This is a genomic window from Streptomyces sp. NPDC111520 (assembly GCF_055635295.1).
Genome location: NZ_JBVKBW010000019.1, coordinates 111,024 through 132,034 on the forward strand (window position 1 = coordinate 111,024; position 21,011 = coordinate 132,034).

At 73.4% G+C, this 21,011-nt stretch carries 26 protein-coding genes; 22 read left to right on the plus strand and 4 right to left on the minus strand.

What is annotated here, in order from left to right:
• The first annotated feature begins 130 nt into the window (after nt 1-130).
• Genes hisD through hisF form a run of 8 tightly spaced genes read left to right on the plus strand, consistent with a single transcriptional unit; the run spans nt 131 to nt 5,865 of the window.
• On the plus strand, nt 131-1,453 hold the full coding sequence (gene hisD, locus ACZ7MY_RS34435; RefSeq protein WP_499607892.1) for a histidinol dehydrogenase: 1,323 nt from the start codon (nt 131-133) through the stop codon (nt 1,451-1,453).
• Entirely contained in the window at nt 1,450-2,550 is a 1,101-nt protein-coding gene (locus tag ACZ7MY_RS34440) for a histidinol-phosphate transaminase (protein ID WP_499607895.1), read from the plus strand. Before hisD ends, ACZ7MY_RS34440 begins: the two co-directional genes overlap by 4 nt.
• Before the next feature lie 4 nt (nt 2,551-2,554).
• Entirely contained in the window at nt 2,555-3,148 is a 594-nt protein-coding gene (gene hisB / locus ACZ7MY_RS34445; RefSeq protein ID WP_319661088.1) for an imidazoleglycerol-phosphate dehydratase HisB, read from the plus strand.
• Entirely contained in the window at nt 3,145-3,297 is a 153-nt protein-coding gene (locus ACZ7MY_RS34450) for a CG2302 family histidine operon protein (RefSeq protein ID WP_406263956.1), read from the plus strand. The genes hisB and ACZ7MY_RS34450 overlap by 4 nt, the downstream gene beginning before the upstream one ends.
• 11 nt (nt 3,298-3,308) lie before the next feature.
• Nucleotides 3,309-3,953 carry an imidazole glycerol phosphate synthase subunit HisH gene (hisH, locus tag ACZ7MY_RS34455; RefSeq protein ID WP_499607899.1) on the plus strand — a complete coding sequence of 215 codons (645 nt, stop codon included), beginning with the start codon at nt 3,309-3,311 and terminating at the stop codon, nt 3,951-3,953.
• Between the two features lie 13 nt (nt 3,954-3,966).
• On the plus strand, nt 3,967-4,701 hold the full coding sequence (gene priA / locus ACZ7MY_RS34460) for a bifunctional 1-(5-phosphoribosyl)-5-((5-phosphoribosylamino)methylideneamino)imidazole-4-carboxamide isomerase/phosphoribosylanthranilate isomerase PriA (RefSeq protein ID WP_499607902.1): 735 nt from the start codon (nt 3,967-3,969) through the stop codon (nt 4,699-4,701).
• Entirely contained in the window at nt 4,698-5,096 is a 399-nt protein-coding gene (locus ACZ7MY_RS34465) for a RidA family protein (RefSeq protein WP_499607905.1), read from the plus strand. Before priA ends, ACZ7MY_RS34465 begins: the two co-directional genes overlap by 4 nt.
• A 4-nt stretch (nt 5,097-5,100) precedes the next feature.
• Nucleotides 5,101-5,865 (plus strand): imidazole glycerol phosphate synthase subunit HisF, encoded by a 765-nt coding sequence (hisF, locus tag ACZ7MY_RS34470; protein ID WP_499607907.1) that lies wholly within the window; start codon nt 5,101-5,103, stop codon nt 5,863-5,865.
• Between the two features lie 84 nt (nt 5,866-5,949).
• On the opposite strand, the gene ACZ7MY_RS34475 is transcribed toward hisF, so the two are convergent.
• Nucleotides 5,950-7,143 carry an MFS transporter gene (locus ACZ7MY_RS34475; protein WP_499607911.1) on the minus strand — a complete coding sequence of 398 codons (1,194 nt, stop codon included), beginning with the start codon at nt 7,141-7,143 and terminating at the stop codon, nt 5,950-5,952.
• A 3-nt stretch (nt 7,144-7,146) separates the two neighbouring features.
• Nucleotides 7,147-7,314, minus strand: coding sequence for a hypothetical protein (locus ACZ7MY_RS34480; protein WP_499607913.1), 168 nt, complete (start codon nt 7,312-7,314; stop codon nt 7,147-7,149).
• A 171-nt stretch (nt 7,315-7,485) separates the two neighbouring features.
• Between ACZ7MY_RS34480 and ACZ7MY_RS34485 the strand changes: the two genes are divergently transcribed.
• Together ACZ7MY_RS34485 and ACZ7MY_RS34490 are read left to right on the plus strand one after the other, a co-directional pair.
• Nucleotides 7,486-8,097, plus strand: coding sequence for a helix-turn-helix domain-containing protein (locus ACZ7MY_RS34485; protein WP_499607916.1), 612 nt, complete (start codon nt 7,486-7,488; stop codon nt 8,095-8,097).
• A gap of 22 nt (nt 8,098-8,119) precedes the next feature.
• Nucleotides 8,120-9,385, plus strand: a complete 1,266-nt coding sequence (locus ACZ7MY_RS34490; protein WP_499607918.1) for an MFS transporter — start codon at nt 8,120-8,122, stop codon at nt 9,383-9,385.
• A 6-nt stretch (nt 9,386-9,391) separates the two neighbouring features.
• Here ACZ7MY_RS34490 and ACZ7MY_RS34495 read toward each other — a convergent pair whose 3' ends face one another.
• Both ACZ7MY_RS34495 and ACZ7MY_RS34500 read right to left on the minus strand, forming a co-directional pair.
• Entirely contained in the window at nt 9,392-10,030 is a 639-nt protein-coding gene (locus ACZ7MY_RS34495; protein ID WP_499607921.1) for a TIGR03085 family metal-binding protein, read from the minus strand.
• A 39-nt stretch (nt 10,031-10,069) separates the two neighbouring features.
• Nucleotides 10,070-10,834 carry a hypothetical protein gene (locus ACZ7MY_RS34500; protein ID WP_499607924.1) on the minus strand — a complete coding sequence of 255 codons (765 nt, stop codon included), beginning with the start codon at nt 10,832-10,834 and terminating at the stop codon, nt 10,070-10,072.
• Between the two features lie 81 nt (nt 10,835-10,915).
• Here ACZ7MY_RS34500 and hisI point away from each other — a divergent pair, with 81 nt between their 5' ends.
• The 12 genes from hisI (at nt 10,916) to ACZ7MY_RS34560 (ending at nt 20,794) form a co-directional block, all read left to right on the plus strand.
• Nucleotides 10,916-11,263, plus strand: coding sequence for a phosphoribosyl-AMP cyclohydrolase (hisI, locus tag ACZ7MY_RS34505; protein ID WP_499607927.1), 348 nt, complete (start codon nt 10,916-10,918; stop codon nt 11,261-11,263).
• 32 nt (nt 11,264-11,295) lie between these two features.
• Nucleotides 11,296-12,816, plus strand: a complete 1,521-nt coding sequence (locus ACZ7MY_RS34510) for an anthranilate synthase component I (protein ID WP_499607930.1) — start codon at nt 11,296-11,298, stop codon at nt 12,814-12,816.
• Nucleotides 12,817-12,874: 58 nt separating this feature from the next.
• Nucleotides 12,875-13,552 (plus strand): TIGR02234 family membrane protein, encoded by a 678-nt coding sequence (locus ACZ7MY_RS34515; RefSeq protein WP_499607932.1) that lies wholly within the window; start codon nt 12,875-12,877, stop codon nt 13,550-13,552.
• A 123-nt stretch (nt 13,553-13,675) separates the two neighbouring features.
• Nucleotides 13,676-13,888 (plus strand): HGxxPAAW family protein, encoded by a 213-nt coding sequence (locus ACZ7MY_RS34520; protein ID WP_499607934.1) that lies wholly within the window; start codon nt 13,676-13,678, stop codon nt 13,886-13,888.
• Nucleotides 13,889-13,996: 108 nt separating this feature from the next.
• Nucleotides 13,997-14,413: a DUF2752 domain-containing protein gene (locus ACZ7MY_RS34525; RefSeq protein ID WP_499607937.1), complete on the plus strand. Its 417-nt coding sequence runs from the start codon at nt 13,997-13,999 to the stop codon at nt 14,411-14,413.
• Between the two features lie 148 nt (nt 14,414-14,561).
• On the plus strand, nt 14,562-15,371 hold the full coding sequence (gene trpC, locus ACZ7MY_RS34530; RefSeq protein WP_499607939.1) for an indole-3-glycerol phosphate synthase TrpC: 810 nt from the start codon (nt 14,562-14,564) through the stop codon (nt 15,369-15,371).
• A gap of 8 nt (nt 15,372-15,379) precedes the next feature.
• Entirely contained in the window at nt 15,380-15,517 is a 138-nt protein-coding gene (trpM, locus tag ACZ7MY_RS34535; RefSeq protein ID WP_375818389.1) for a tryptophan biosynthesis modulator TrpM, read from the plus strand.
• Between the two features lie 199 nt (nt 15,518-15,716).
• Complete coding sequence (gene trpB / locus ACZ7MY_RS34540; protein ID WP_499607942.1) at nt 15,717-16,961, plus strand: tryptophan synthase subunit beta; 1,245 nt, start codon at nt 15,717-15,719, stop codon at nt 16,959-16,961.
• A complete protein-coding gene (gene trpA / locus ACZ7MY_RS34545) occupies nt 16,958-17,767 on the plus strand; it encodes a tryptophan synthase subunit alpha (RefSeq protein WP_499607945.1) in 810 nt (269 codons plus the stop codon). The genes trpB and trpA overlap by 4 nt, the downstream gene beginning before the upstream one ends.
• 75 nt (nt 17,768-17,842) lie before the next feature.
• Complete coding sequence (locus ACZ7MY_RS34550) at nt 17,843-18,745, plus strand: DsbA family protein (RefSeq protein ID WP_499607947.1); 903 nt, start codon at nt 17,843-17,845, stop codon at nt 18,743-18,745.
• A gap of 76 nt (nt 18,746-18,821) precedes the next feature.
• Nucleotides 18,822-19,841 carry a prolipoprotein diacylglyceryl transferase gene (gene lgt / locus ACZ7MY_RS34555; protein ID WP_499607950.1) on the plus strand — a complete coding sequence of 340 codons (1,020 nt, stop codon included), beginning with the start codon at nt 18,822-18,824 and terminating at the stop codon, nt 19,839-19,841.
• Nucleotides 19,842-20,020: 179 nt separating this feature from the next.
• A complete protein-coding gene (locus tag ACZ7MY_RS34560) occupies nt 20,021-20,794 on the plus strand; it encodes a VIT1/CCC1 transporter family protein (RefSeq protein ID WP_499607996.1) in 774 nt (257 codons plus the stop codon).
• The last annotated feature ends 217 nt before the right edge of the window (nt 20,795-21,011 follow it).

Here is a 21,011-nt window from a genome sequence, read left to right on the forward strand (position 1 = left end):
CGGTTTCCCTCCCGTGGCTGGCGACGACGACCGAAACGCTAGCCGGGGAGATCACCGGGCGGGGCCGGTACGCGTATCACGGACTGATACTCGACGGAGGCGACGAGGGCGGTTCTCTACACTTGGGAGGGTGATCTCCCGAATCGATCTGCGCGGCGACGCCTTCCCGGCGGACGGCATCGACCGCGACCTGCTGCCCCGTGCCGAGCTCGACGTCGAGGCCGCACTGGAGAAGGTGCGCCCGATCTGCGAGGACGTCAAGCATCGTGGCACCGCGGCACTGATCGACTACGCGCAGAGGTTCGACGGCGTCACCATCGACCGGGTGCGCGTCCCCGCCGAGGCGCTGACCCGGGCCCTGGCGGAACTGGACCCGAAGGTGCGGGCCGCGCTGGAGGAGTCGATCCGCCGCGCCCGGCTCGTCCACGGCGAGCAGCGCCGCACCGACCACACCACGCAGGTCGTGCCCGGCGGCACGGTCACCGAGCGCTGGGTGCCGGTCGACCGGGTGGGCCTGTACGTGCCCGGCGGCCGCTCGGTCTACCCGTCCTCCGTGGTGATGAACGTCGTGCCCGCCCAGGAGGCCAAGGTCGGCTCCATGGCCGTCGCCTCGCCCCCGCAGAAGGAGTTCGGCGGGCTCCCGCACCCGACGATCCTCGCCGCGTGCGCGCTGCTCGGCGTGGACGAGGTGTACGCGGCGGGCGGCGCCCAGGCCGTCGCCATGTTCGCCTATGGCACAGAGGAGTGCCGCCCGGCGACCATGGTCACCGGCCCCGGCAACATCTGGGTCGCCGCCGCCAAGCGCCTGCTCAAGGGCCGCATCGGCATCGACGCGGAGGCCGGCCCGACCGAGATCGCCGTCCTCGCCGACGCCACCGCCGACCCGGTGCACGTCGCCGCCGACCTCATCAGCCAGGCCGAGCACGACCCGCTGGCCGCCGCCGTCCTGGTGACCGACTCCGTGGACCTCGCCGAGGCGGTGGAGAAGGAGCTGGAGCGGCAGGTCGCCGCCACCAAGCACGTCGAGGACCGGATCGCCCCCGCGCTGGCCGGCCGCCAGTCCGGCATCGTCCTGGTCGACGGGATCGAGCAGGGCCTGCAGGTGGTGGACGCCTACGCGGCGGAGCACCTGGAGATCCAGACCGCGGACGCCGCCGCAGTCGCCGCCCGGGTGCGCAACGCGGGCGCGGTCTTCGTCGGCGCGTACGCCCCGGTCTCGCTCGGCGACTACGCCGCCGGCTCCAACCACGTCCTGCCCACCGGCGGCTGCGCCTGCCACTCCTCGGGCCTGTCGGTGCAGTCCTTCCTGCGCGGCATCCACGTCGTGGACTACACCCGCGAGGCGCTGGCGGAGGTCGCGCCGCACGTGGTGACCCTGGCCGACGCCGAGGACCTGCCCGCGCACGGCGCCGCGGTCCGCGCCCGATTCGATTGGACGGTACCGGGTTCGTGACCGGCATCGACGACCTGCCCATCCGGGACGAACTGCGCGGCAAGTCCCCTTACGGCGCCCCGCAACTCGACGTGCCCGTACGCCTGAACACCAACGAGAACCCGTACCCGCTGCCCGAGCCGCTGGTCGAGCGGATCGCCGAGCGGGTCCGCGAGGTCGCCCGCGACCTCAACCGCTACCCCGACCGGGACGCGGTGGAGCTGCGCACCGAACTCGCCGGGTACCTGACCCGGACCGCCGGGCACGAGGTGGGCCCGGCCAACGTGTGGGCCGCCAACGGCTCCAACGAGGTCATCCAGCAGCTGCTGCAGACCTTCGGGGGCCCCGGGCGCACCGCGATCGGCTTCGAGCCCTCGTACTCGATGCACAGCCTGATCGCGCGCGGCACCGGCACCGGCTGGATCACCGGCCCGCGCCGCGAGGACTTCACCATCGACGTGGCCGCCGCAGGGCGGGCCATCGCCGAGCACCGGCCGAACGTGGTCTTCGTGACCTCGCCCAACAACCCCACCGGCACGGCCGTCGCCGCCGACACCGTCGTGGCGCTGTACGAGGCGGCCCAGGCCGCCCGGCCCTCCCTGGTCGTGGTCGACGAGGCGTACGGCGAGTTCAGCCACGGCCCGTCCCTGCTGCCGCTGATCGAGGGCCGCCCCAACATGGTGGTCAGCCGCACCATGTCGAAGGCCTTCGGCGCCGCCGGCCTGCGGCTGGGCTACCTCGCCGCCGACCCGGCGGTCGTCGACGCCGTCCAGCTGGTGCGCCTGCCGTACCACCTGTCGGCCGTCACCCAGGCCACCGCGCTCGCCGCCCTGGAGCACACCGATACGCTGCTGGGGTACGTCGAGCAGCTGAAGGCCGAGCGGGACCGCCTGGTCGGCGAGCTGAGGGCGATCGGCTGCGAGGTCACGGACTCCGACGCCAACTTCGTCCAGTTCGGCCGCTTCGAGGACAGCCACCGCGCCTGGCAGGCGATCCTCGACCGCGGCGTCCTCGTCCGCGACAACGGCGTACCGGGCTGGCTGCGGGTCACCGCGGGCACCCCGGCCGAGAACGACGCGTTCCTCGAAGCGGTACGCGAGCTGAAGAAGGAGCAGTAACCACATGACCCGCGTCGGCCGCGTGGAGCGCACGACCAAGGAGACGTCCGTCGTCGTCGAGCTCGACCTCGACGGCACCGGCAGGACCGAGATCTCCACCGGAGTCGGCTTCTACGACCACATGCTCGACCAGCTCGGCCGCCACGGCCTCTTCGACCTCACGGTCAAGACCGAGGGCGACCTGCACATCGACACCCACCACACCATCGAGGACACCGCCCTCGCGCTGGGCGCCGCCTTCAAGCAGGCGCTCGGCGACAAGGTGGGCATCTACCGCTTCGGCAACTGCACCGTGCCGTTGGACGAGTCCCTCGCCCAGGTCACCGTGGACCTCTCGGGCCGCCCGTACCTGGTGCACACCGAGCCCGAGAACATGGCGCCGATGATCGGCTCCTACGACACGACGATGACCCGGCACATCCTGGAGTCCTTCGTCGCCCAGGCGCAGATCGCGCTGCACGTCCACGTCCCGTACGGGCGCAACGCCCACCACATCGTGGAGTGCCAGTTCAAGGCGCTGGCCCGGGCCCTGCGCTACGCCTCCGAGCGCGACCCGCGCGCCGCGGGCATCCTCCCGTCGACGAAGGGCGCGCTGTGAGCAAGCCGGCCATCCTGTTCATCCTGCTGGGCCTCTTCCTGGCCGGCGGCGTCTACTCGTTCTGGAAGCAGAAGATGCCCAAGGGCGTCGTCGTGCTGCTCGGCATCGGCTCCGCCATGTCGCTGGCGGCCGGTCTGCTGCGGCTGTAGGGGGACCGCAGATGAGCGACAGGAAGGTCGTGGTCCTGGACTACGGCTTCGGGAACGTCCGCTCCGCCGAGCGCGCGCTCGCGCGGGCCGGCGCGGACGTCGAGATCACCGCGGACTTCGACAAGGCGATGAACGCCGACGGGCTGCTCGTCCCCGGCGTCGGCGCCTTCGCGGCGTGCATGGCCGGGCTGAAGGCGGTGCGCGGTGAGTGGATCATCGGGCGCCGGCTGTCGGGCGGCAGGCCCGTGATGGGCATCTGCGTCGGCATGCAGATCCTCTTCGAGAAGGGCGTCGAGCACGGCGTCACCACCGAGGGCTGCGACGAGTGGCCCGGCACCGTCGAGCCGCTGCGTGCGCCGGTCGTGCCGCACATGGGGTGGAACACCGTCGAGGCGCCCGAGGACTCGCAGCTCTTCGCCGGCCTGGACGCCGACGCCCGGTTCTACTTCGTGCACTCGTACGCGGTGCGCGCCTGGGAGCTGGAGACCGCCAACCCCACGATGCGGTCCCCGAAGGTCACCTGGGCCACGCACGGCGAGCCCTTCGTCGCCGCGGTGGAGAACGGCCCGCTGTGGGCCACCCAGTTCCACCCCGAGAAGTCCGGCGACGCCGGCGCCCAGCTGCTGTCCAACTGGCTCGACACCTTCAAGGACTAGGACGTACGCCGCCATGAGCACGACGCACCGCCTCGAACTCCTCCCCGCCGTCGACGTCCGCGACGGCCAGGCCGTCCGCCTCGTCCACGGCGAGTCCGGTTCCGAGACGTCCTACGGCGACCCGATGGCCGCCGCGCTGGCCTGGCAGCAGGCGGGTGCCGAGTGGCTGCACCTGGTCGACCTGGACGCCGCCTTCGGCACCGGCGACAACCGCGCGCAGATCGCCGAGGTCGCCCGCTCCATGGACATCAAGGTCGAGCTGTCCGGCGGCATCCGCGACGACGACACCCTCGCCGCGGCCCTCGCCACCGGCTGCACCCGGGTCAACCTCGGCACCGCCGCGCTGGAGACCCCCGAGTGGGTCGCCAAGGTCATCGCCGAGCACGGCGACAGGATCGCGGTCGGCCTGGACGTCCGCGGCACCACGCTGCGCGGCCGCGGCTGGACCCGCGACGGCGGGGACCTCTACGAGACGCTGGCCCGCCTCGACTCCGAGGGCTGCGCCCGCTACGTCGTCACCGACATCAACAAGGACGGCACCCTCCAGGGCCCCAACGTCGAGCTCCTGAGGAACGTCTGCGCCGCCACCGACCGGCCGGTGGTCGCCTCGGGCGGTGTCTCCTCCCTCGACGACCTGCGCGTCCTCGCGGGCCTGGTGCCGGAGGGCGTCGAAGGCGCCATCGTGGGTAAGGCCCTGTACGCCAAGGCGTTCACGTTGGAAGAGGCTCTGGAGGCTGTGTCGCGATGACCCAAACCCCTGCCGTACGGCGTGTGCAGAGCGACAGCCCCTGGGAGGAGCAGTTCGGTTTCGCACGTGGCGTCGAGGCGGGGGACCGGGTCCTCGTCGGCGGCACGATGCCGTTCGTCGGTACCACGCTGTACGGCGAGGGCGACCCGTACGAGCAGGCGAAGACCGCCTTCTCCAACGCGCTGGCCGTGCTGGAGGAGTTCGGCCTCGGTGCCGGATCGGTGGTCCGCACCCGCATGTACCTCACCCACACCCGCGACGTGGACGCGGTGGCCCGGGCCCACAAGGAGTTCTTCGACGCCGTGCGTCCCGCCGCGACGGTGGTCGTCGTCTCCGGCTTCGTGGACTCCCGGGTCCTGGTCGAAGTCGAACTGGAAGCATTCCGAGGAGCTTGAGCACATGACCCTGGCGGTCCGAGTCATCCCCTGCCTGGACGTGGACGGCGGCCGGGTCGTCAAGGGCGTCAACTTCCGGAACCTGCGGGACGCGGGCGACCCCGTCGAGATGGCCAAGCTCTACGACGCCGAGGGCGCCGACGAGCTGACCTTCCTCGACATCACCGCGTCATCGGGCAACCGGGAGACGACCTACGACGTGGTGCGGCGCACCGCCGAGCAGGTCTTCATCCCGCTCACCGTCGGCGGCGGCGTGCGCTCGGCCGACGACGTCGACAGGCTGCTGCGCGCCGGCGCCGACAAGGTCGGCGTCAACACCGCCGCGATCGCCCGGCCCGACCTGCTGCGCGAGATCGCCGAGCGGTTCGGCCGGCAGGTGCTCGTGCTGTCCGTGGACGCGCGCCGTACCGACGCCGGGACCCCGTCGGGGTACGAGGTGACCACGCACGGCGGCCGCCAGGGCACCGGCATCGACGCGGTGGAGTGGGCGCACCGCGCCGCCGAACTGGGCGCCGGTGAGATCCTGCTCAACTCGATGGACGCCGACGGCACCAAGGACGGCTACGACACCGAGATGATCGCCGCCGTCCGCAAGCACGTCACCGTCCCCGTCATCGCCTCCGGCGGCGCGGGCCGCCTGACCGACTTCCCCCCGGCCGTCGCCGCCGGCGCCGACGCCGTCCTGGCGGCCTCGGTCTTCCACTTCGGCGACCTGCGCATCGGCGAGGTCAAGCAGACCCTGCGCGACGCCGGGCACCCGGTGCGCTAGCGCGACGGCGTCGCGCCCCCGAGGTCCTCGGGGCTGCGCCGTACCGGGACGCGTCCGTGTGGGCTTCCTGTCGGTGGGTCCGTCTCACGCGCCGCCCGCGGGCTGGACGGCGGCGGTGTCGCGGGCGAGCAGGGGGCGCGTGGCGGTGAGGGTGAGGGCGGAGAGGGTGACGCCGCTCGCGGCGCTGACGGCCGCCGCGGGGAGGGAGCCGTCGGCGAGGATGAGGCCGCTGACGGCGGAGCCGCCCGCGATGCCCGTGGTGACGAGGGTGACCAGCCAGGCGAAGGCCTCGGTGACGGTGCCCGCCGGGGCCAGCTCGCCGGTGAGCCGGAACACCACGGTGAGCAGGGGCGCGAAGAACACCCCGCTGAGCAGGGCGGCCAGCGCCATCGCCGGCGGGCCGGGGACGAGCGTGAACGGCCAGAACGTGAGGGCCATCCCGGCGCCGGTGACGGCTGCCTTGGTGGCCGCGTCCGCCCGCCAGGGCAGCGCGGCGATCAGCAGGGCGCCGAGCAGGGCCCCGGTGGAGTTCAGCGCCAGCAGGGTGCCCGCGCCGCCGGGCAGCGGGTGCCGTTCCGCGTAGGCGACGGCGAAGACGTTGAACGTGCCCAGCGCCCAGCCGCAGCCGGTCAGCGCGCACAGCAGCACCACCAGGGCCCGGCTGCGCAGCGGCCCCAGCCAGTGGACGGAACGGGCGGCCGAGGCCCACGCACGGGACGGCGCGGAGGTCGCGACGGAGAGCGCGCCCACCACCCCGAGGACGGCCGCGGCCAGCAGCGCCAGCCGGGGCGGTCCGGCCACGGCGAGCCCGCCGACCAGCAGCGGGCCGCCGATGAAGACCAGTTCCTGCGCGCCCGCGTCCACGGCGTACGCCGACTCCAGTTCGTCCGGCTCCACCAGGTCGGGCCACAGCGCCCGCAGGCACGGCTCCAGCGGAGGCGACGCGGCCCCGGCGACGGCCGGGCCGAGCACCGCCACCGCCGTGCTGCCCGGCGCGGCGGCCAGCGCGGCGAAGCCGGCGGCCGAGACCAGCGACGAGACGACGAGCACACGCGGCTGGCCCAGCCGGTCCACCCACCGTCCCAGGAGCGGCCCGCCGATCGCCCCGGACACCGCGTAGACGCCCCCGGCGGCGCCGACCAGCCGGTAGTCGGCACCGGCCGCGCGCAGCGCCAGGGCGATGGCCAGGGCCGCCATGGCGGTCGGCAGCCGTCCGACGAGCGAACCGGACAGCAGACGGCCCACATGGGGCCGGCGGAGCAGCTTCAGGTACGGCACACGTCACCCACGGAGGTCGAGCGCTGCGGCGATCACGTCGGGCACCAGGGTCTCACCGGACGCCCGGTTCTCCTCCAGCCGTTCGAGATCTTCCCTGCCGGACCAGCCGTACTCCGTGTGCTTGCCCGGCTCCAGGCGCGGACGCACGCGGTCCCCGCCGACGTCGACCACGAATGTCCGTCTCGCAGGCGCAGGCCGCCGGCAGGCTCTCGACCTCCGGCCGGCGGGAGCGGCGCCGGCCGAGGGCCCTGCCGTCCACGTCGAGGACCACCGCCCCGATGTGCACGATCAGTTGCGCAATTTCCATTGCGCAAATTCTCTTTCCTGTCTAGCCTCCCGGGTATGACCGAGGAAGAGCCGGAAGAGACCGGCGCGGACCCCCGCAGGATCACGGACCTCGACGCGCTCAAGGTCTTCACGCACCCGCTGCGCATCGAGCTCTACCGCGCCCTGTTCACCGCCCGCACCGCGACCGCCTCACAGCTGGCCGACCAGGTCGACGAGGCGGTCTCGCTGGTCAGTTACCACCTGCGCAAGCTCGCCGCGCACGGCTTCATCACCGAGGCCCCCGGGCAGAGCTCCGACGGCCGCGAGCGGTGGTGGAAGGTCAGCTCCGAGCGTGGATTCACCTTCCGTGCCTCGGACTTCGCCGACCGCCCCGAGGGCGCCGCCGTCATGGGCGAGGTGACCCGGCAACTCCTCGCCACCCGGTACGCGCGCTACGCCGCCTACCTCGACCAGCAGCTCGCCTGGGGCAAGGAGTGGACCGACGCCTCCTTCAGCTCCGAGTACCTGCCCCGGCTCACCGCCGACGAGACGCGGCGGTTCGCCGAGGAGCTGGGCGAGCTGATGAAGCGCTGGACCGACCGCGGGCGCGCCGCCGAGGAGGCGGGCGACACCGAGGGCCGCGAGCACGTCGCGGTGCACCTGTACGGATTCCCCTACCGGCCGTGAACACCGAAGGAGGCGCGACCCCATGACGGCGCCCGCCACCGCCGCACCGCCCCTGTCCCCCTCCCGTGCCCCCGCCCACCGGGACGCCAACGTCCTGCGCTGGCTGGCCGCGTTCACCTCCTCGATCGTCGGTGACGCCGTGTGGTTCCTCGCCCTGTCCTGGGCGGCCACCCGCGCCGGGGACCCCGGGCGGGCGGGCCTGGTGCTCGCGGCCGGCGCCGTGCCGCGCGCGGTGCTGATGCTCGGCGGGGGAGTGCTGGCCGACCGGTTCGGGCCGCGCCGCATCGTCATCGGCAGCGACCTGACGCGGTGCGCGGTGATGTTCGCGGCGGCCGCGCTGCTCGTCCTCACCACCCCCGGGCTGTGGGCGCTGGCCGTGGTCGCGCTGCTCTTCGGCGCGGTGGACGCGGTGTTCCTGCCCGCGGTCGGCGCCCTGCCGCCCCGGATCACCGGCACGGACCAACTGGGGCGGCTGCACGGCATGAAGGGGATCGCGATGCGCGTCGGCAACGTGGCCGGTGCCTCGCTGGGCGGCACGGTGGTCGCGACCGGCGGCGCCGCGGCCGCGTTCGCCGCGGCGGGCGTGCTGTTCGCGGTCTCGCTCGTGCTGCTGCTGGCCGTCCGCGTCAACCCGCTGCCACCCGGCGACCGGGCCGCCCCGGCCGACGGCTCCGCGTGGCGGGACCTGGTGGAAGGCCTGCGCTACGTACGCGGACGGCGCGTGCTCACCGCCCTCATGGCCGTCATCGCGGTGGGCGAGCTGGGCTTCGCCGGGCCGTTCAACATCGGCCTCGCGCTGGTCGCCGCCGACCGGGGCTGGGGAGCGGCCGGGCTCGGCTGGATCGTCAGCGGCTTCGGCGCCGGAGCGGGCGCCGCCTCCCTGCTGCTGACGGTACGCGGCCGGCTGCCGCGCGCCGGCCTTGCGCAGGCCTGCTGCCTGGGGCTCGCGGCGGTCGCGGTGGCGGCCTTCGCCTTCGTCCCCGCGCTGCCGGCGGCGGTGGCCGCGGCGGTCGTGGCCGGCCTCGTGGCAGGGCTGAGCGGCGCACTGTGCGGAGCCCTGCTGCAGACCCTGACCGACCCCGCCTACCTCGGCCGGGTCAGCTCGGTGGCGGCCCTGTTCTCGCTCGGCGTCGCACCGATGAGCTATCCGCTCACCGGTGCCGCCATCGGCGCCTGGGGCGTGCAGCCGGTGTTCGCCGGGAGCGCGGCGGTCGCGGCCGCGGGGGCCGTCGTGGGGTTCGCCGCACCGGCGCTGCGGCGGGCGGAACTCGCCCGCCGCCCCGGGTAGCCGGACTCAGGCGGTGATGCCGAGCCTGGCGTCGTACAGCCGGGCCACCGCGTCCTTGTCGCCCTCCGTCTCCACCCGGGCGGAGTCCTGGCGGCCGAAGGCGAACAGCAGTAGCTCGCCGGGCTCGCCGGTGACGGTGACCACCGGCGCGCCGCGGTGCGCCACCGCCGTCTGGCCGTCCGGGCGGCGCAGCACCACACCGACCGGGGACTTGCGGCCCAGCAGACGGGCGGAGCGCTCCAGCCGGGACCAGAGCAGGTCGGCGAAGACGGCGTCCAGTTCGCGCGGCGACCAGTCCGGCTGGGCCCGGCGCACGTCCTCGGCGTGGACGTAGAACTCGACGGTGTTGGCCGCCTCGTCGATCTGCTTGAGGCCGAACGGCGACAGCCGCGGCGGCCCGGTGCGGATCAGGCGGATCAGTTCCTGGAAGGGCCGTTCGGCGAACTCCTTGCGCACCCGCTTCGACCGGTCCGCGAGGAAGGGGATGACCAGGCCGGCCGAGGCGTCGCCGCGGCGCTCCCGCACCACGACGTGGGCGGCGAGGTCGCGGGTGGTCCAGCCCTCGCAGAGGGTTGGCGCCTCGGGTCCGGCACTCTCCAGCAGGTCGGCGAGGAGCAGACGTTCACGCTGGGCATGAGTCGACATGCCGTCAGCCTACGTCCGGCCCCCGCCGGTGGGCAGCAGCTACGGCAGCGGTTTGGTCAGCTTCTTGCCGTCCGGCTTGTTGCTGAGGGTCAGTGAGCAGGAGATGGTGTCCTTGCCCTGCAACTGGTAGCCCGTGAGCTTCGGGTACAGCGCGTAGTAGAAGTACCCGGGGTTGTCCTTGACGTCCTTCAGGCGCTTGGCGGCGTCCGCCTCGCACAGCTTCAGCACCTTGGCCTTGAGCGCGGCCTCGGTGGCGAAGGTGCCCGTGATGGTCTCGTTGGCGATGACCTCGGCGTCGTGCGGGCCGTTGCAGGAGACCGTGGTGACCTCGGTGACGCCGCTGTCCAGGCCCGGGTCGTCGAAGCACTGGCCGGGGCTGAGCACGACGTACTTGCGGAAGGTCTCCGACGGGTCGGGCTCCGTGGACGTGGTCGCCGTGTCCTGGGTGGTGGGCGCCGAGGCCGTGGGGCTGCTGCTGGTGGACCCGGTGGCGCCCTTGTCGTCGTCCTCGCCGCCGCTGAGCGCGATCGCCAGGCCGCCGATCACGACCGCCACCAGGACGACCGCGCCGATGGCTATCGCCGCCACCTTCGCGCCGCCACCGCTGCGCGGGGGCTGCGGCGGGGGCGGGTAGCCGTAACCGCCGCCCGGCTGCGCGGGGCCGGGGAACTGCGGCTGGTTCTGGTAGGGCGGCAACGGCTGCGGCTGGTACTGCGGCGGGCCGAAACCCCCCGGGGGCGGCCCGAAACCGCCGCCCTGTCCTGAGCGCGGGTCGTCGGGCGGCGACGGCGGAGGAAAACTCATGGACGAAGCATGCCCCATACGGGTGAGCGGGGTGAGGCCAGGAGCCGAAGTCGCACCGCCCGGAGCGGGCAGAATGGGGGTATGGAATCCCCGCTCGACCCAGCCGTCGCCGCCCGTCTCAAGCGCACCGCCGACGGCCTCGTGCCCGCCGTCGCGCAGCAGTACGACACGGGCGAGGTCCTCATGCTCGGATGGATGGACGACGAGGCGCTGCACCGCACCCTCACCACCGGCCGCTGCACCTACTGGAGCCGCAGCCGCCGGGAGTACTGGGTCAAGGGCGACACCTCCGGGCACGTCCAGCACGTGAAGTCCGTGGCCCTGGACTGCGACGGCGACACGATCCTGGTCAAGGTCGACCAGGTCGGCGCGGCCTGCCACACCGGCGACCGCACCTGCTTCGACGCCGGTGAACTGCCGCTGACCTGAACCGCCCGCGCCCGGGCACTAGGCTGCGGACCATGACCACGGGCACCGTCACCCCCGACCTCGACACCTTCCGCAAGCTGGCGCAGGACCGCCGTGTCATCCCGGTCAGCAGGAAGCTGCTGGCCGACGGGGACACGCCGGTCGGCCTGTACCGGAAGCTCGCCGCCGAGCGCCCCGGCACCTTCCTGCTGGAGTCCGCGGAGAACGGCCGCTCGTGGTCCCGTTACTCCTTCGTCGGCGTCCGCAGCGCCGCCACCCTGACCGAGCGAGACGGCCAGGCCCACTGGGTGGGCACGCCGCCGGTCGGCGTGCCGGGCGGCGGCGACCCGCTGGAGGCGCTGCGGGCCACGATCGAGGCCCTGCACACCCCGCGCGACCTGCACGACGACGCCGGTCTGCCGCCGTTCACCGGGGGCATGGTCGGCTACCTCGGCTACGACGTGGTACGCCGCCTGGAGCGCATCGGCGACCACGCCCGCGACGACCTGGGGCTGCCCGAACTCACCATGCTGCTCACCTCCGACCTGGCGGTGCTCGACCACTGGGACGGCTCGGTGCTGCTGATCGCCAACGCGATCAACCACAACGACCTCGACACCGGTGTCGACGAGGCGTACGCCGAGGCCGTGCGGCGGATCGACGCGATGACCGCCGACCTGGCCCGCCCGGTGGACTCCGCGCCCGCCGAACTGCCGCCCTCCCGGCTCCCGGAGGAGGTCACCTCGCGCTTCGGCGGCGCCGCCTACCAGGCCGCGGTGGAGACCGCCAAGGAGTTCATCCGGGCCGGCGACGCCTTCCAGGTCGTGCCCTCGCAGCGGTTCGAGACGCCCTGCCCGGCGAGCGCCCTCGACGTCTACCGCGTGCTGCGGGCGACCAACCCCTCGCCCTACATGTACCTGCTGCGCTTCGACGGCTTCGACGTCGTCGGCTCCAGCCCCGAGGCGCTGGTGAAGGTCGAGGACGGCCGCGCCATGGTGCACCCCATCGCCGGCACCCGGCCGCGCGGCGCGACGCCCCAGGAGGACCAGGCGCTCGCCGACGAACTGCTCGCCGACCCCAAGGAGCGCGCCGAGCACCTGATGCTGGTCGACCTGGGCCGCAACGACCTCGGAAGGGTCTGCGAGCCGGGCAGCGTCGAGGTCGTCGACTTCATGTCGATCGAGCGGTACAGCCACGTCATGCACATCGTCTCCACCGTCACCGGCAGCCTCGGCGCCGGCCGCACGGCCTTCGACGTCCTCACCGCCTGCTTCCCCGCAGGCACCCTGTCGGGGGCGCCCAAGCCGCGCGCGATGCAGATCATCGACGAACTGGAGCCCACCCGGCGCGGCCTGTACGGGGGCGCCGTGGGCTACCTGGACTTCGCCGGGGACTCCGACACCGCCATCGCCATCCGTACCGCGGTGCTGCGCGACGGGACCGCGTACGTGCAGGCCGGCGCGGGCGTCGTCGCCGACTCCGACCCGGTCGGCGAGGACACCGAGTGCCGGAACAAGGCCGCCGCGGTGCTCCGCGCCGTCGGCACGGCCAACCGGATGCGCTCCGGGGCGTGACCGCCGCCGGTCGGGCCCCGCGTGCCGGGGCGGTGCGGCGACGGGGGATAGTGGTCGGGTGAGCAGCTCCGTACCGCAGCCCGGCACCGTCGCAGAACCGGCCCCCGAGAGCGCCGCCGAACCGGCCGCCCGCCGGTCCAGGGGCCGCGGCAGCCTCGTCCTGGCCCTCGCGAGCGGTGTGCTCGGCGCCGCCGTCGTGCTGCTGGCCTCGGGCAAGACGTGGCAGGAGGGCAACGCCCCGTTCGCCGACGGCGGGGTGCCGGTCAGAGTCTCCGGCCACCAGGTCACCGGGGTGCCGGGGGCGCTCGCGCTGGTGGGCCTCGCCGCCCTCGTGGCGGTCTTCGCCGTACGGGGAGCGGCCCGGCTGCTCGTCGCCGGGCTGCTGGCGCTGTGCGGGGCCGGGGCCGTCGCGGCGGCGCTGCTCGCGCTCGGCGACACCACGGCCCTGGACGCGGCCGCGGCGACCGCCAGCGGCCTGTCCCGCACCGCCGTCTCCGGCTCCTCCACCAGCGCGTGGCCCGGGGTCTCCGCCGCGGGCGGCGTGCTCCTGCTGCTCGCCGGCACCGTCGCCCTGCTCCGCGCGCGGACCTGGCCCGGCATGTCGAACCGGTACGACCGCGACACCCCGAAGGCGGCGCGTCCCGCCCGCCCCGCCGCACCGGCCGCCGGCGAGGAGCGCCCCGAGGACCTGTGGAAGGCGCTGGACCGCGGCGAGGACCCCACCGACGCGTCCTGACGCGCCGGGCCACCCCCCGCGCGCGGAGCGTGAGCGCAACGGGGGACAATGGCGCGTGACCCGCGCCGTCGCGCGGGCGGACGAACTGACGACCCTTTCTCGAAGAACGACTTGGGAGCACTCATGGCGGGCAACAGCCACGGACACACCCCTGCCGCCTGGACCGGCGTGACCATCGCCTTCATCGGCTTCTGCGTCGCGGCTGCCTTCGTCGTCCTGGCGGAGCCGATCGGCATGTTCGCCGGCCTGGCGGTCGCCGCCCTGGGCGGTGTGGTCGGTCTCGGCATGCGCGCCGCGGGCCTCGGCAAGCCGATGCCGGAGAAGCAGCGCGGCTGACGCGCGCAACGGCCCCCGGGCCGCCGCCGGCACCTCCGCCGGCGGCGGCTCCGTGCTTTCCGGCCACCCCGGCTGTTCCGGGCGGGCCCGGCGCGGGACAATCACCGGGTGACCGAGACTGCTGCCAGGCCGAAGCCGAGTGCAATCGCCGCCCCGCTGGGCGTCCTCGGCGGAGTCGCCGCCGCCTTCGCGTACGTCGGCACCTTCGACCCGAACGTGACCGGCCACTACCCGGTCTGCCCCCTGCTGCAGTACACGGGCGAGTACTGCCCCGGCTGCGGCGGTCTGCGCAGCGCGTACGCGGTCGTGCACGGCGACTTCGGCGCGGCGATGGGTCTCAACGCCCTGGCCGTGGCGGGCTACGTGGCCTTCGCCGTGATCTGGACGGTCTGGTTCACCCGGACGCTGCGCGGCAGGCCCTTCACGCTCGCGCCGCGGGCCGTGCACTGGTGGGCGATCACGGGCGTGGTGGTGCTCTTCACCGTCGTCAGGAACCTTCCGTTCGGGGCGGCCCTGGCGCCCTGACCTGCGTCGACGGGGTGTCCGGCCGGTCTCGGGCGCGGGCCCCCGATCCGCCGGATGCAGGTCCACCGTCCCCCGGCGGTTACCATCGCAGTGCCGGTGGAACATCTCACTGGCTTGATCGTTTCGCTTTCGGAAGGGGTCCTCTCGCGTGAGTGTGCTCGACGAGATCATCGACGGAGTCCGCGAGGACCTCGCCGAGCGGCAGGCCCGGGTCTCCCTCGACGAGCTCAAGGAGCGGGCCGCGAAGGCGCGCGACGCCAAGGACGGCGTGGCGGCCCTGCGGGGGGACAGCGTCAAGGTCATCTGCGAGGTCAAGCGGTCCAGCCCCTCCAAGGGGGCCCTCGCGGCCATCGCCGACCCCGCGGGCCTCGCCGCGGACTACGAGGCGGGCGGCGCCGCCGTCATCTCCGTCCTCACCGAGCAGCGCCGCTTCGGCGGTTCGCTGGCCGACCTCGAGGCCGTCCGGGGCAAGGTCGACATCCCCGTGCTCCGCAAGGACTTCATCGTCACCGCCTACCAGCTCTGGGAGGCCCGCGCCTACGGCGCCGACCTGGCGCTGCTGATCGTCGCGGCGCTGGAGCAGGACGCCCTCGTCTCCCTCATCGAGCGGGCCGAGTCCATCGGGCTGACCCCGCTGGTCGAGGTGCACGACGAGGAGGAGGTCGAGCGGGCCGTCGACGCGGGCGCGCGCGTCATCGGTGTCAACGCCCGCAACCTCAAGACCCTCGAGGTCGACCGCGGCACCTTCGCCCGCGTCGCCCCGGAGATCCCGGACCACATCGTCAAGGTCGCCGAGTCCGGCGTCCGCGGCCCGCACGACCTGATCGCCTACGCCAACGACGGCGCCGACGCCGTCCTGGTGGGCGAGTCCCTGGTCACCGGCCGCGACCCCAAGGCGGCCGTCGCCGACCTCGTCGCCGCCGGCGCGCACCCCGCGCTGCGCCACGGACGAGGCTGACCGGCACCATGACCTCGTACGCGCGACTGGCCCGGGGCTGCCGTCCCCGTGGCTGCCGCGCGCCCGCGCGGCGCGTCCTCGGCCGCCGCGTGCGCTACCACATCGGCTGCGAGCCGGGTCAGATCAACGGGCGCCGATGGCGCTGACGGCGGCGCCGTCCTCCTGAAGACCGGGGCACGGGGTGTGCCCACCGGCGTCCCGCCGGCGAGCGCCCCGTCGTGCTCCCCGGCCGTGGACGCGCGCCCATGCCGCGGGCGGCTCACGTGCCGCCGGCGCCGTAACGTGACCATTGGTACGCGAACCCCTGGGGGCTGCCGACGCGCCCCCGAAGGAGCCGAGAACGTCATGTCCGAAGACTTCTTCATCCCCGACCCCGAGGGCCGGGTGCCCAGCGCCGAGGGCTACTTCGGCCGGTTCGGCGGCAAGTTCATCCCGGAGGCGCTGGTCGCCGCCGTGGACGAGGTCGCCGTCGAGTACGACAAGGCGAAGTCCGACCCCGCCTTCGCCGCGGAGCTGAACGACCTGCTGGTGCACTACACCGGCCGCCCCAGCCCGCTCACCGAGGTGCCGCGCTTCGCGGAACACGCCGGCGGGGCACGGGTCTTCCTCAAGCGGGAGGACCTCAACCACACCGGCTCGCACAAGATCAACAACGTGCTGGGCCAGGCGCTGCTCACCAAGCGCATGGGCAAGACCCGGGTCATCGCCGAGACCGGAGCCGGCCAGCACGGCGTGGCGACGGCCACCGCCTGCGCCATGTTCGGCCTGGAGTGCACCGTCTACATGGGCGAGGTCGACACCGAGCGCCAGGCGCTCAACGTGGCCCGCATGCGCATCCTCGGCGCCGAGGTCATCCCCGTGAAGTCGGGCAGCCGGACCCTGAAGGACGCCATCAACGAGGCGTTCCGCGACTGGGTCGCCAACGTGGACCGCACCCACTACCTGTTCGGCACGGTCGCGGGCCCGCACCCCTTCCCGGCGATGGTGCGCGACTTCCACCGTGTCATCGGCGTCGAGGCGCGCCGCCAGGTCCTGGAGCGCGCGGGCCGGCTGCCGGACGTGGTCGCCGCCTGCGTGGGCGGCGGGTCCAACGCGATCGGCCTGTTCCACGCCTTCATCCCGGACGAGGGGGTGCGCCTGCTGGGCCTGGAGGCGGCCGGTCACGGCGTGGACTCCGGCGAGCACGCGGCGACCCTGACCGTCGGCGAGCCCGGCATCCTGCACGGCTCGCGCAGCTACGTCCTGCAGGACGACGAGGGCCAGATCACCGAGCCGTACTCGATCTCGGCCGGCCTGGACTACCCCGGCATCGGCCCCGAGCACGCCTACCTCAAGGAGACCGGTCGCGCCGAGTACCGTCCGGTCACCGACGACGAGGCGATGCAGGCGCTGCGCCTGCTGTCCCGCACCGAGGGCATCATCCCGGCCATCGAGAGCGCGCACGCCCTCGCGGGAGCGCTGCGGGTGGGCCGGGAGATCGGCGAGGAGGGCCTGGTCCTGGTCAACCTCTCCGGCCGCGGCGACAAGGACATGGACACGGCCGCCCGCTACTTCGGGCTGTACGACGAGGCTGAAGGAGCACAGCGGTGAGCGGGCGGATCGAGCTGCTGGACCGGACCCTGGCCGACGCCAGGGCCGAGGGGCGCGCGGCCCTGGTCGCCTACCTCCCGGCGGGCTTCCCCACCGTCGAGGGCGGCATCGAGGCGGCGAAGGCCGCCCTGGAGGGCGGCGCCGACGTCGTCGAGATCGGCCTGCCGCACAGTGACCCCGTGCTGGACGGCCCGGTCATCCAGACCGCGGACGACATCGCGCTGCGCGGCGGCGTACGCATCAAGGACGTGCTGCGCACGGTGCGCGAGGCGCACGCCGCGACCGGGAAGCCGATCCTGGTCATGACCTACTGGAACCCCGTCGACCGCTACGGCGCCGAGCGCTTCGCGGCCGAGCTGGCCGAGGCCGGCGGCGCGGGCTGCATCCTGCCGGACCTGCCGGTGGAGGAGTCCGAGGTGTGGCGGAAGGCCGCCGAGCAGCACGGCCTGGCCACCGTGTTCGTGGTCGCCCCCAGCAGCCGGGACGAACGGCTGGCGAAGATCACGGCGGCGGGCTCCGGCTTCGTCTACGCGGCCTCCCTGATGGGCGTCACCGGTACCCGCGAGAGCGTCGGCGCGGAGGCGGCGGACCTGGTGCGCCGCACCCGGGCCACCACCGAACTGCCGGTCTGCGTGGGGCTGGGCGTCTCCAACGCCACGCAGGCGGCCGAGGTGGCGGGCTTCGCGGACGGGGTGATCGTCGGCTCGGCGTTCGTCAAGCGGCTGCTGGACGCCCCGGACCTGGAGCAGGGCCTCGCCGGCGTCCGCGAGCTCGCGGCGGACCTCGCCAGGGGCGTCCGCAGGTGACGCCGGCTCACTCGTAAGGGCGAAACACGGGCCGGGGGTACGCGCGAGCGTGCCCCCGGTTCGTTGTGCCTGGGTGTGAGCGAGAAGAACCGTGAAGGAAAGCGCAGCGCCCGGGACCGGATGCAGGAGCAGCGCGCACAGGACGAGCGCCGGCAGAAGCGCAAGAGGACGCTGGTCGTCGCGGGCTCCGTGATCGGGGTCCTGGCCGTCGGCGCGGTCATCGGGGTCGTGGTGTCCAACAGCGGCGGCGGCGGTGGTTCCGCCGCCCCGGCCGTCACCCCGGTGGGGGCGACGGGCAAGGACAGGCTGGCCCTCCCCAACGGCGCGAGCGACGCGCCGTCCACCCTCACCGTGTACGAGGACTTCCGCTGTCCGGCCTGCGCGGCGTACGAGAACGAGCTCCGCGACACCATCCACGGCCTCCAGGACCAGGGCCAGCTCAAGGTCGAGTACCACCTCGTCCGGCTGATCGACGGGAACCTGGGCGGCAGCGGCTCGCTCAACGCCGCCAACGCCGCGGCCTGCGCCCAGGACGAGGGCAAGTTCCGCGCCTACCACGACGTCCTGTACCAGAACCAGCCGCAGGAGAACGACGACCGCTTCGCCGACAAGAACCACCTGCTGGAGCTGGCGGGCAAGGTGCCGGGGCTGAAGAACTCCGCCTTCACCACCTGCGTGAAGGACGGCACCTACGACGACTGGGTGAACGCCAACAACGCGGCCTTCAGCACCGCCGGCTTCAACTCCACGCCCACCATCCTGCTCAACGGCGGCGAGAACCTGCTCGCGAAGGGGCAGCCCAACCTGACCGCGGACCGGCTCAAGCAGCTGGTCACCGAGGCCAACAAGGGCAAGAAGCCCGGCACCGAGACCCAGGGGGCCACCCCGCCCGGCGCGTCCGCGACCCCGGGCGCGTCAGGTCCGCGGGGCGCTTCGACGCCCGCGGAGGGCTCTCCCACGGCCGCGCAGAGCGGCTGAGGCCGCCGCCCGTTATCCAGCCGTTGCCGGGCGGGTGCCCGCCGCACCCGCCCGGCACGGTAGCGTCGGCAGTGCCATGGAACTCATCGCATTCATCCCCAGCCCGTCGCGCGGGGTCATCCACCTCGGCCCCATTCCTCTGCGCGGCTATGCCTTCTGCATCATCATCGGTGTCTTCGTGGCCGTGTGGCTCGGCGGCAGGCGATGGGCCGCCCGCGGCGGACTGAAGACCACGGTCGCGGACATCGCCGTCTGGGCGGTGCCGTTCGGCCTGGTCGGCGGTCGCCTCTACCACGTGATCACCAGTTACGAGCTCTACTTCGGCGAGGGCAAGAACTGGGTCGACGCGTTCAAGATCTGGGAGGGCGGCCTCGGCATCTGGGGCGCGATCGCCCTGGGTGCCCTCGGCGCCTGGATCGCCTGCCGGCGCCGGGGCATCTCGCTGCCCGCGTACGCCGACGCCGTGGCGCCCGGCATCGCCTTCGCCCAGGCCATCGGCCGCTGGGGCAACTGGTTCAACCAGGAGCTGTACGGGCGGCCCACCGACGTGCCCTGGGCGCTGAAGATCGACAGCGCGCACCGGCCGGCGGACACCCTGGACGTCGCGACGTACCACCCGACCTTCCTCTACGAGTCGCTGTGGTGCGTCGGTGTGGCGCTGCTGGTCATCTGGGCCGACCGGCGCTTCAAGCTCGGCCACGGCCGCGCCTTCGCGCTCTACGTCGCGGCGTACACCGTCGGGCGCTTCTGGATCGAGTACCTGCGCGTCGACGACGCCCACCACGTCCTGGGCCTGCGGCTCAACGACTGGACGTCGATCCTGGTCTTCCTCGCCGCGGTGGCCTACTTCGTGGTCTCGGCGAGGCTGCGGCCGGGCCGTGAGGAGATCGTCGAGCCGGCGGCTGCCGCCGCCGTGGCCGAGACCTCCGGCGAGGGCAAGGACGCCGGCGCCGAGGCCGACGACACCAAGGACCCCGAGGCCGAGACCGAGGACGCGGACGCCGGCGCCACGGAGCCCGGCGCGGACCGGGAGGACGAGGAGGACGGCGCCGCCGTCCCCGTGGACGCCGAGGCCAAGCCCGCCACGAACCTCTGACGCGTACGTCGCGCGCCCGCGGCCGCCGTCCACCATCCGGTGACGGCGGCCGCGGCGCGTTTTCGCAGGTAGGGCAGGCTTTCCTTGCTGGAAACGCAGGGAATTCGCGCGTACGGTCGAGGTGTTCGAGGGAGGGACGCGGGGACCAGAGCCCCGGGGGAAGGAGCACCGTGACCACCATGCCGTCAGCCGCGGAACGCAGCGCAACGGGCACGGCCCCCGAGCGGGCACCGGGGCAGGACGAGCAGGCCACGCCCTACCACGTGGCGCACCACACCCACCGCGACGTGAGCGGCGGCTGGCTGCGCCCGGCCGTGTTCGGCGCGATGGACGGCCTGGTGTCGAACCTGGCGCTGATGACGGGTGTCGCCGGCGGCAACGTGGCCCCCTCCACCGTCGTGATCACCGGATTGGCGGGTCTCGCCGCGGGCGCCTTCTCGATGGCCGCGGGCGAGTACACCTCGGTCGCCTCCCAGCGGGAGCTGGTCCAGGCGGAGCTGGACGTCGAGCGGCTGGAACTGCGCCGCAACCCCAAGGACGAGATGCGCGAACTGGCCGCGCTGTACGTCGCCCGGGGCGTCGAGCCGGAGCTGGCCGAGGAGGTGGCCCGGCAGATGTCCAGGGACCCGGAGCAGGCCCTGGAGATCCACGCCCGTGAGGAGCTGGGCGTCGACCCCACCGACCTGCCGTCGCCGCTGGTCGCGGCCGGTTCCTCGTTCCTGTCCTTCGGCATCGGCGCCCTGCTGCCGGTGCTCCCCTACCTGTTCGGCGCAACGGTGGTCTGGCCCGCCGTGATCGTCGCGCTGGTCGGTCTCTTCCTGTGCGGGGCGGCTGTGGCGCGTGTGACGGCGCGCAGCTGGTGGTTCAGCGGACTTCGGCAGCTCGTCTTGGGCGGAGCCGCCGCCGGGGTTACCTTCGTTCTGGGCGCGCTGTTCGGCACCGCCGTCGGCTGAGCCGGGTGACGGCCACAAGCCACGTGTTACCCGCTCGTTTCAGCGCGACCGACACAGGGCATCAGTCTGTGGCGCCGTGGGCAGAGTCGCCTGCGTCTCACGTGAGCGATGCTGGCCCAAAAACTGCCTGCTCGTAGCGCTGCTCAGTCCACATGATGGAACTGGCTATCCACTTTTCGGCCATCCGGCCATCATGTAACCTGCACGAAATCGCAGA

Excerpts from the sequence above, each read along its gene's own strand:
- ACZ7MY_RS34465 (WP_499607905.1), top strand. The coding sequence starts at position 4,698 with ATGACCCAAACCCCTGCCGTACGGCGTGTGCAGAGCGACAGCCCCTGG.
- hisF (WP_499607907.1), top strand. The coding sequence starts at position 5,101 with ATGACCCTGGCGGTCCGAGTCATCCCCTGCCTGGACGTGGACGGCGGC.
- ACZ7MY_RS34500 (WP_499607924.1), bottom strand. The coding sequence starts at position 10,834 with ATGAGTTTTCCTCCGCCGTCGCCGCCCGACGACCCGCGCTCAGGACAG.
- ACZ7MY_RS34510 (WP_499607930.1), top strand. The coding sequence starts at position 11,296 with ATGACCACGGGCACCGTCACCCCCGACCTCGACACCTTCCGCAAGCTG.
- ACZ7MY_RS34560 (WP_499607996.1), top strand. The coding sequence starts at position 20,021 with ATGCCGTCAGCCGCGGAACGCAGCGCAACGGGCACGGCCCCCGAGCGG.
- ACZ7MY_RS34485 (WP_499607916.1), top strand. The coding sequence starts at position 7,486 with ATGACCGAGGAAGAGCCGGAAGAGACCGGCGCGGACCCCCGCAGGATC.
- trpB (WP_499607942.1), top strand. The coding sequence starts at position 15,717 with ATGTCCGAAGACTTCTTCATCCCCGACCCCGAGGGCCGGGTGCCCAGC.
- hisH (WP_499607899.1), top strand. The coding sequence starts at position 3,309 with ATGAGCGACAGGAAGGTCGTGGTCCTGGACTACGGCTTCGGGAACGTC.
- ACZ7MY_RS34490 (WP_499607918.1), top strand. The coding sequence starts at position 8,120 with ATGACGGCGCCCGCCACCGCCGCACCGCCCCTGTCCCCCTCCCGTGCC.
- priA (WP_499607902.1), top strand. The coding sequence starts at position 3,967 with ATGAGCACGACGCACCGCCTCGAACTCCTCCCCGCCGTCGACGTCCGC.
- ACZ7MY_RS34520 (WP_499607934.1), top strand. The coding sequence starts at position 13,676 with ATGGCGGGCAACAGCCACGGACACACCCCTGCCGCCTGGACCGGCGTG.
- hisB (WP_319661088.1), top strand. The coding sequence starts at position 2,555 with ATGACCCGCGTCGGCCGCGTGGAGCGCACGACCAAGGAGACGTCCGTC.
- hisI (WP_499607927.1), top strand. The coding sequence starts at position 10,916 with ATGGAATCCCCGCTCGACCCAGCCGTCGCCGCCCGTCTCAAGCGCACC.
- lgt (WP_499607950.1), top strand. The coding sequence starts at position 18,822 with ATGGAACTCATCGCATTCATCCCCAGCCCGTCGCGCGGGGTCATCCAC.
- trpM (WP_375818389.1), top strand. The coding sequence starts at position 15,380 with ATGACCTCGTACGCGCGACTGGCCCGGGGCTGCCGTCCCCGTGGCTGC.
- ACZ7MY_RS34495 (WP_499607921.1), bottom strand. The coding sequence starts at position 10,030 with ATGTCGACTCATGCCCAGCGTGAACGTCTGCTCCTCGCCGACCTGCTG.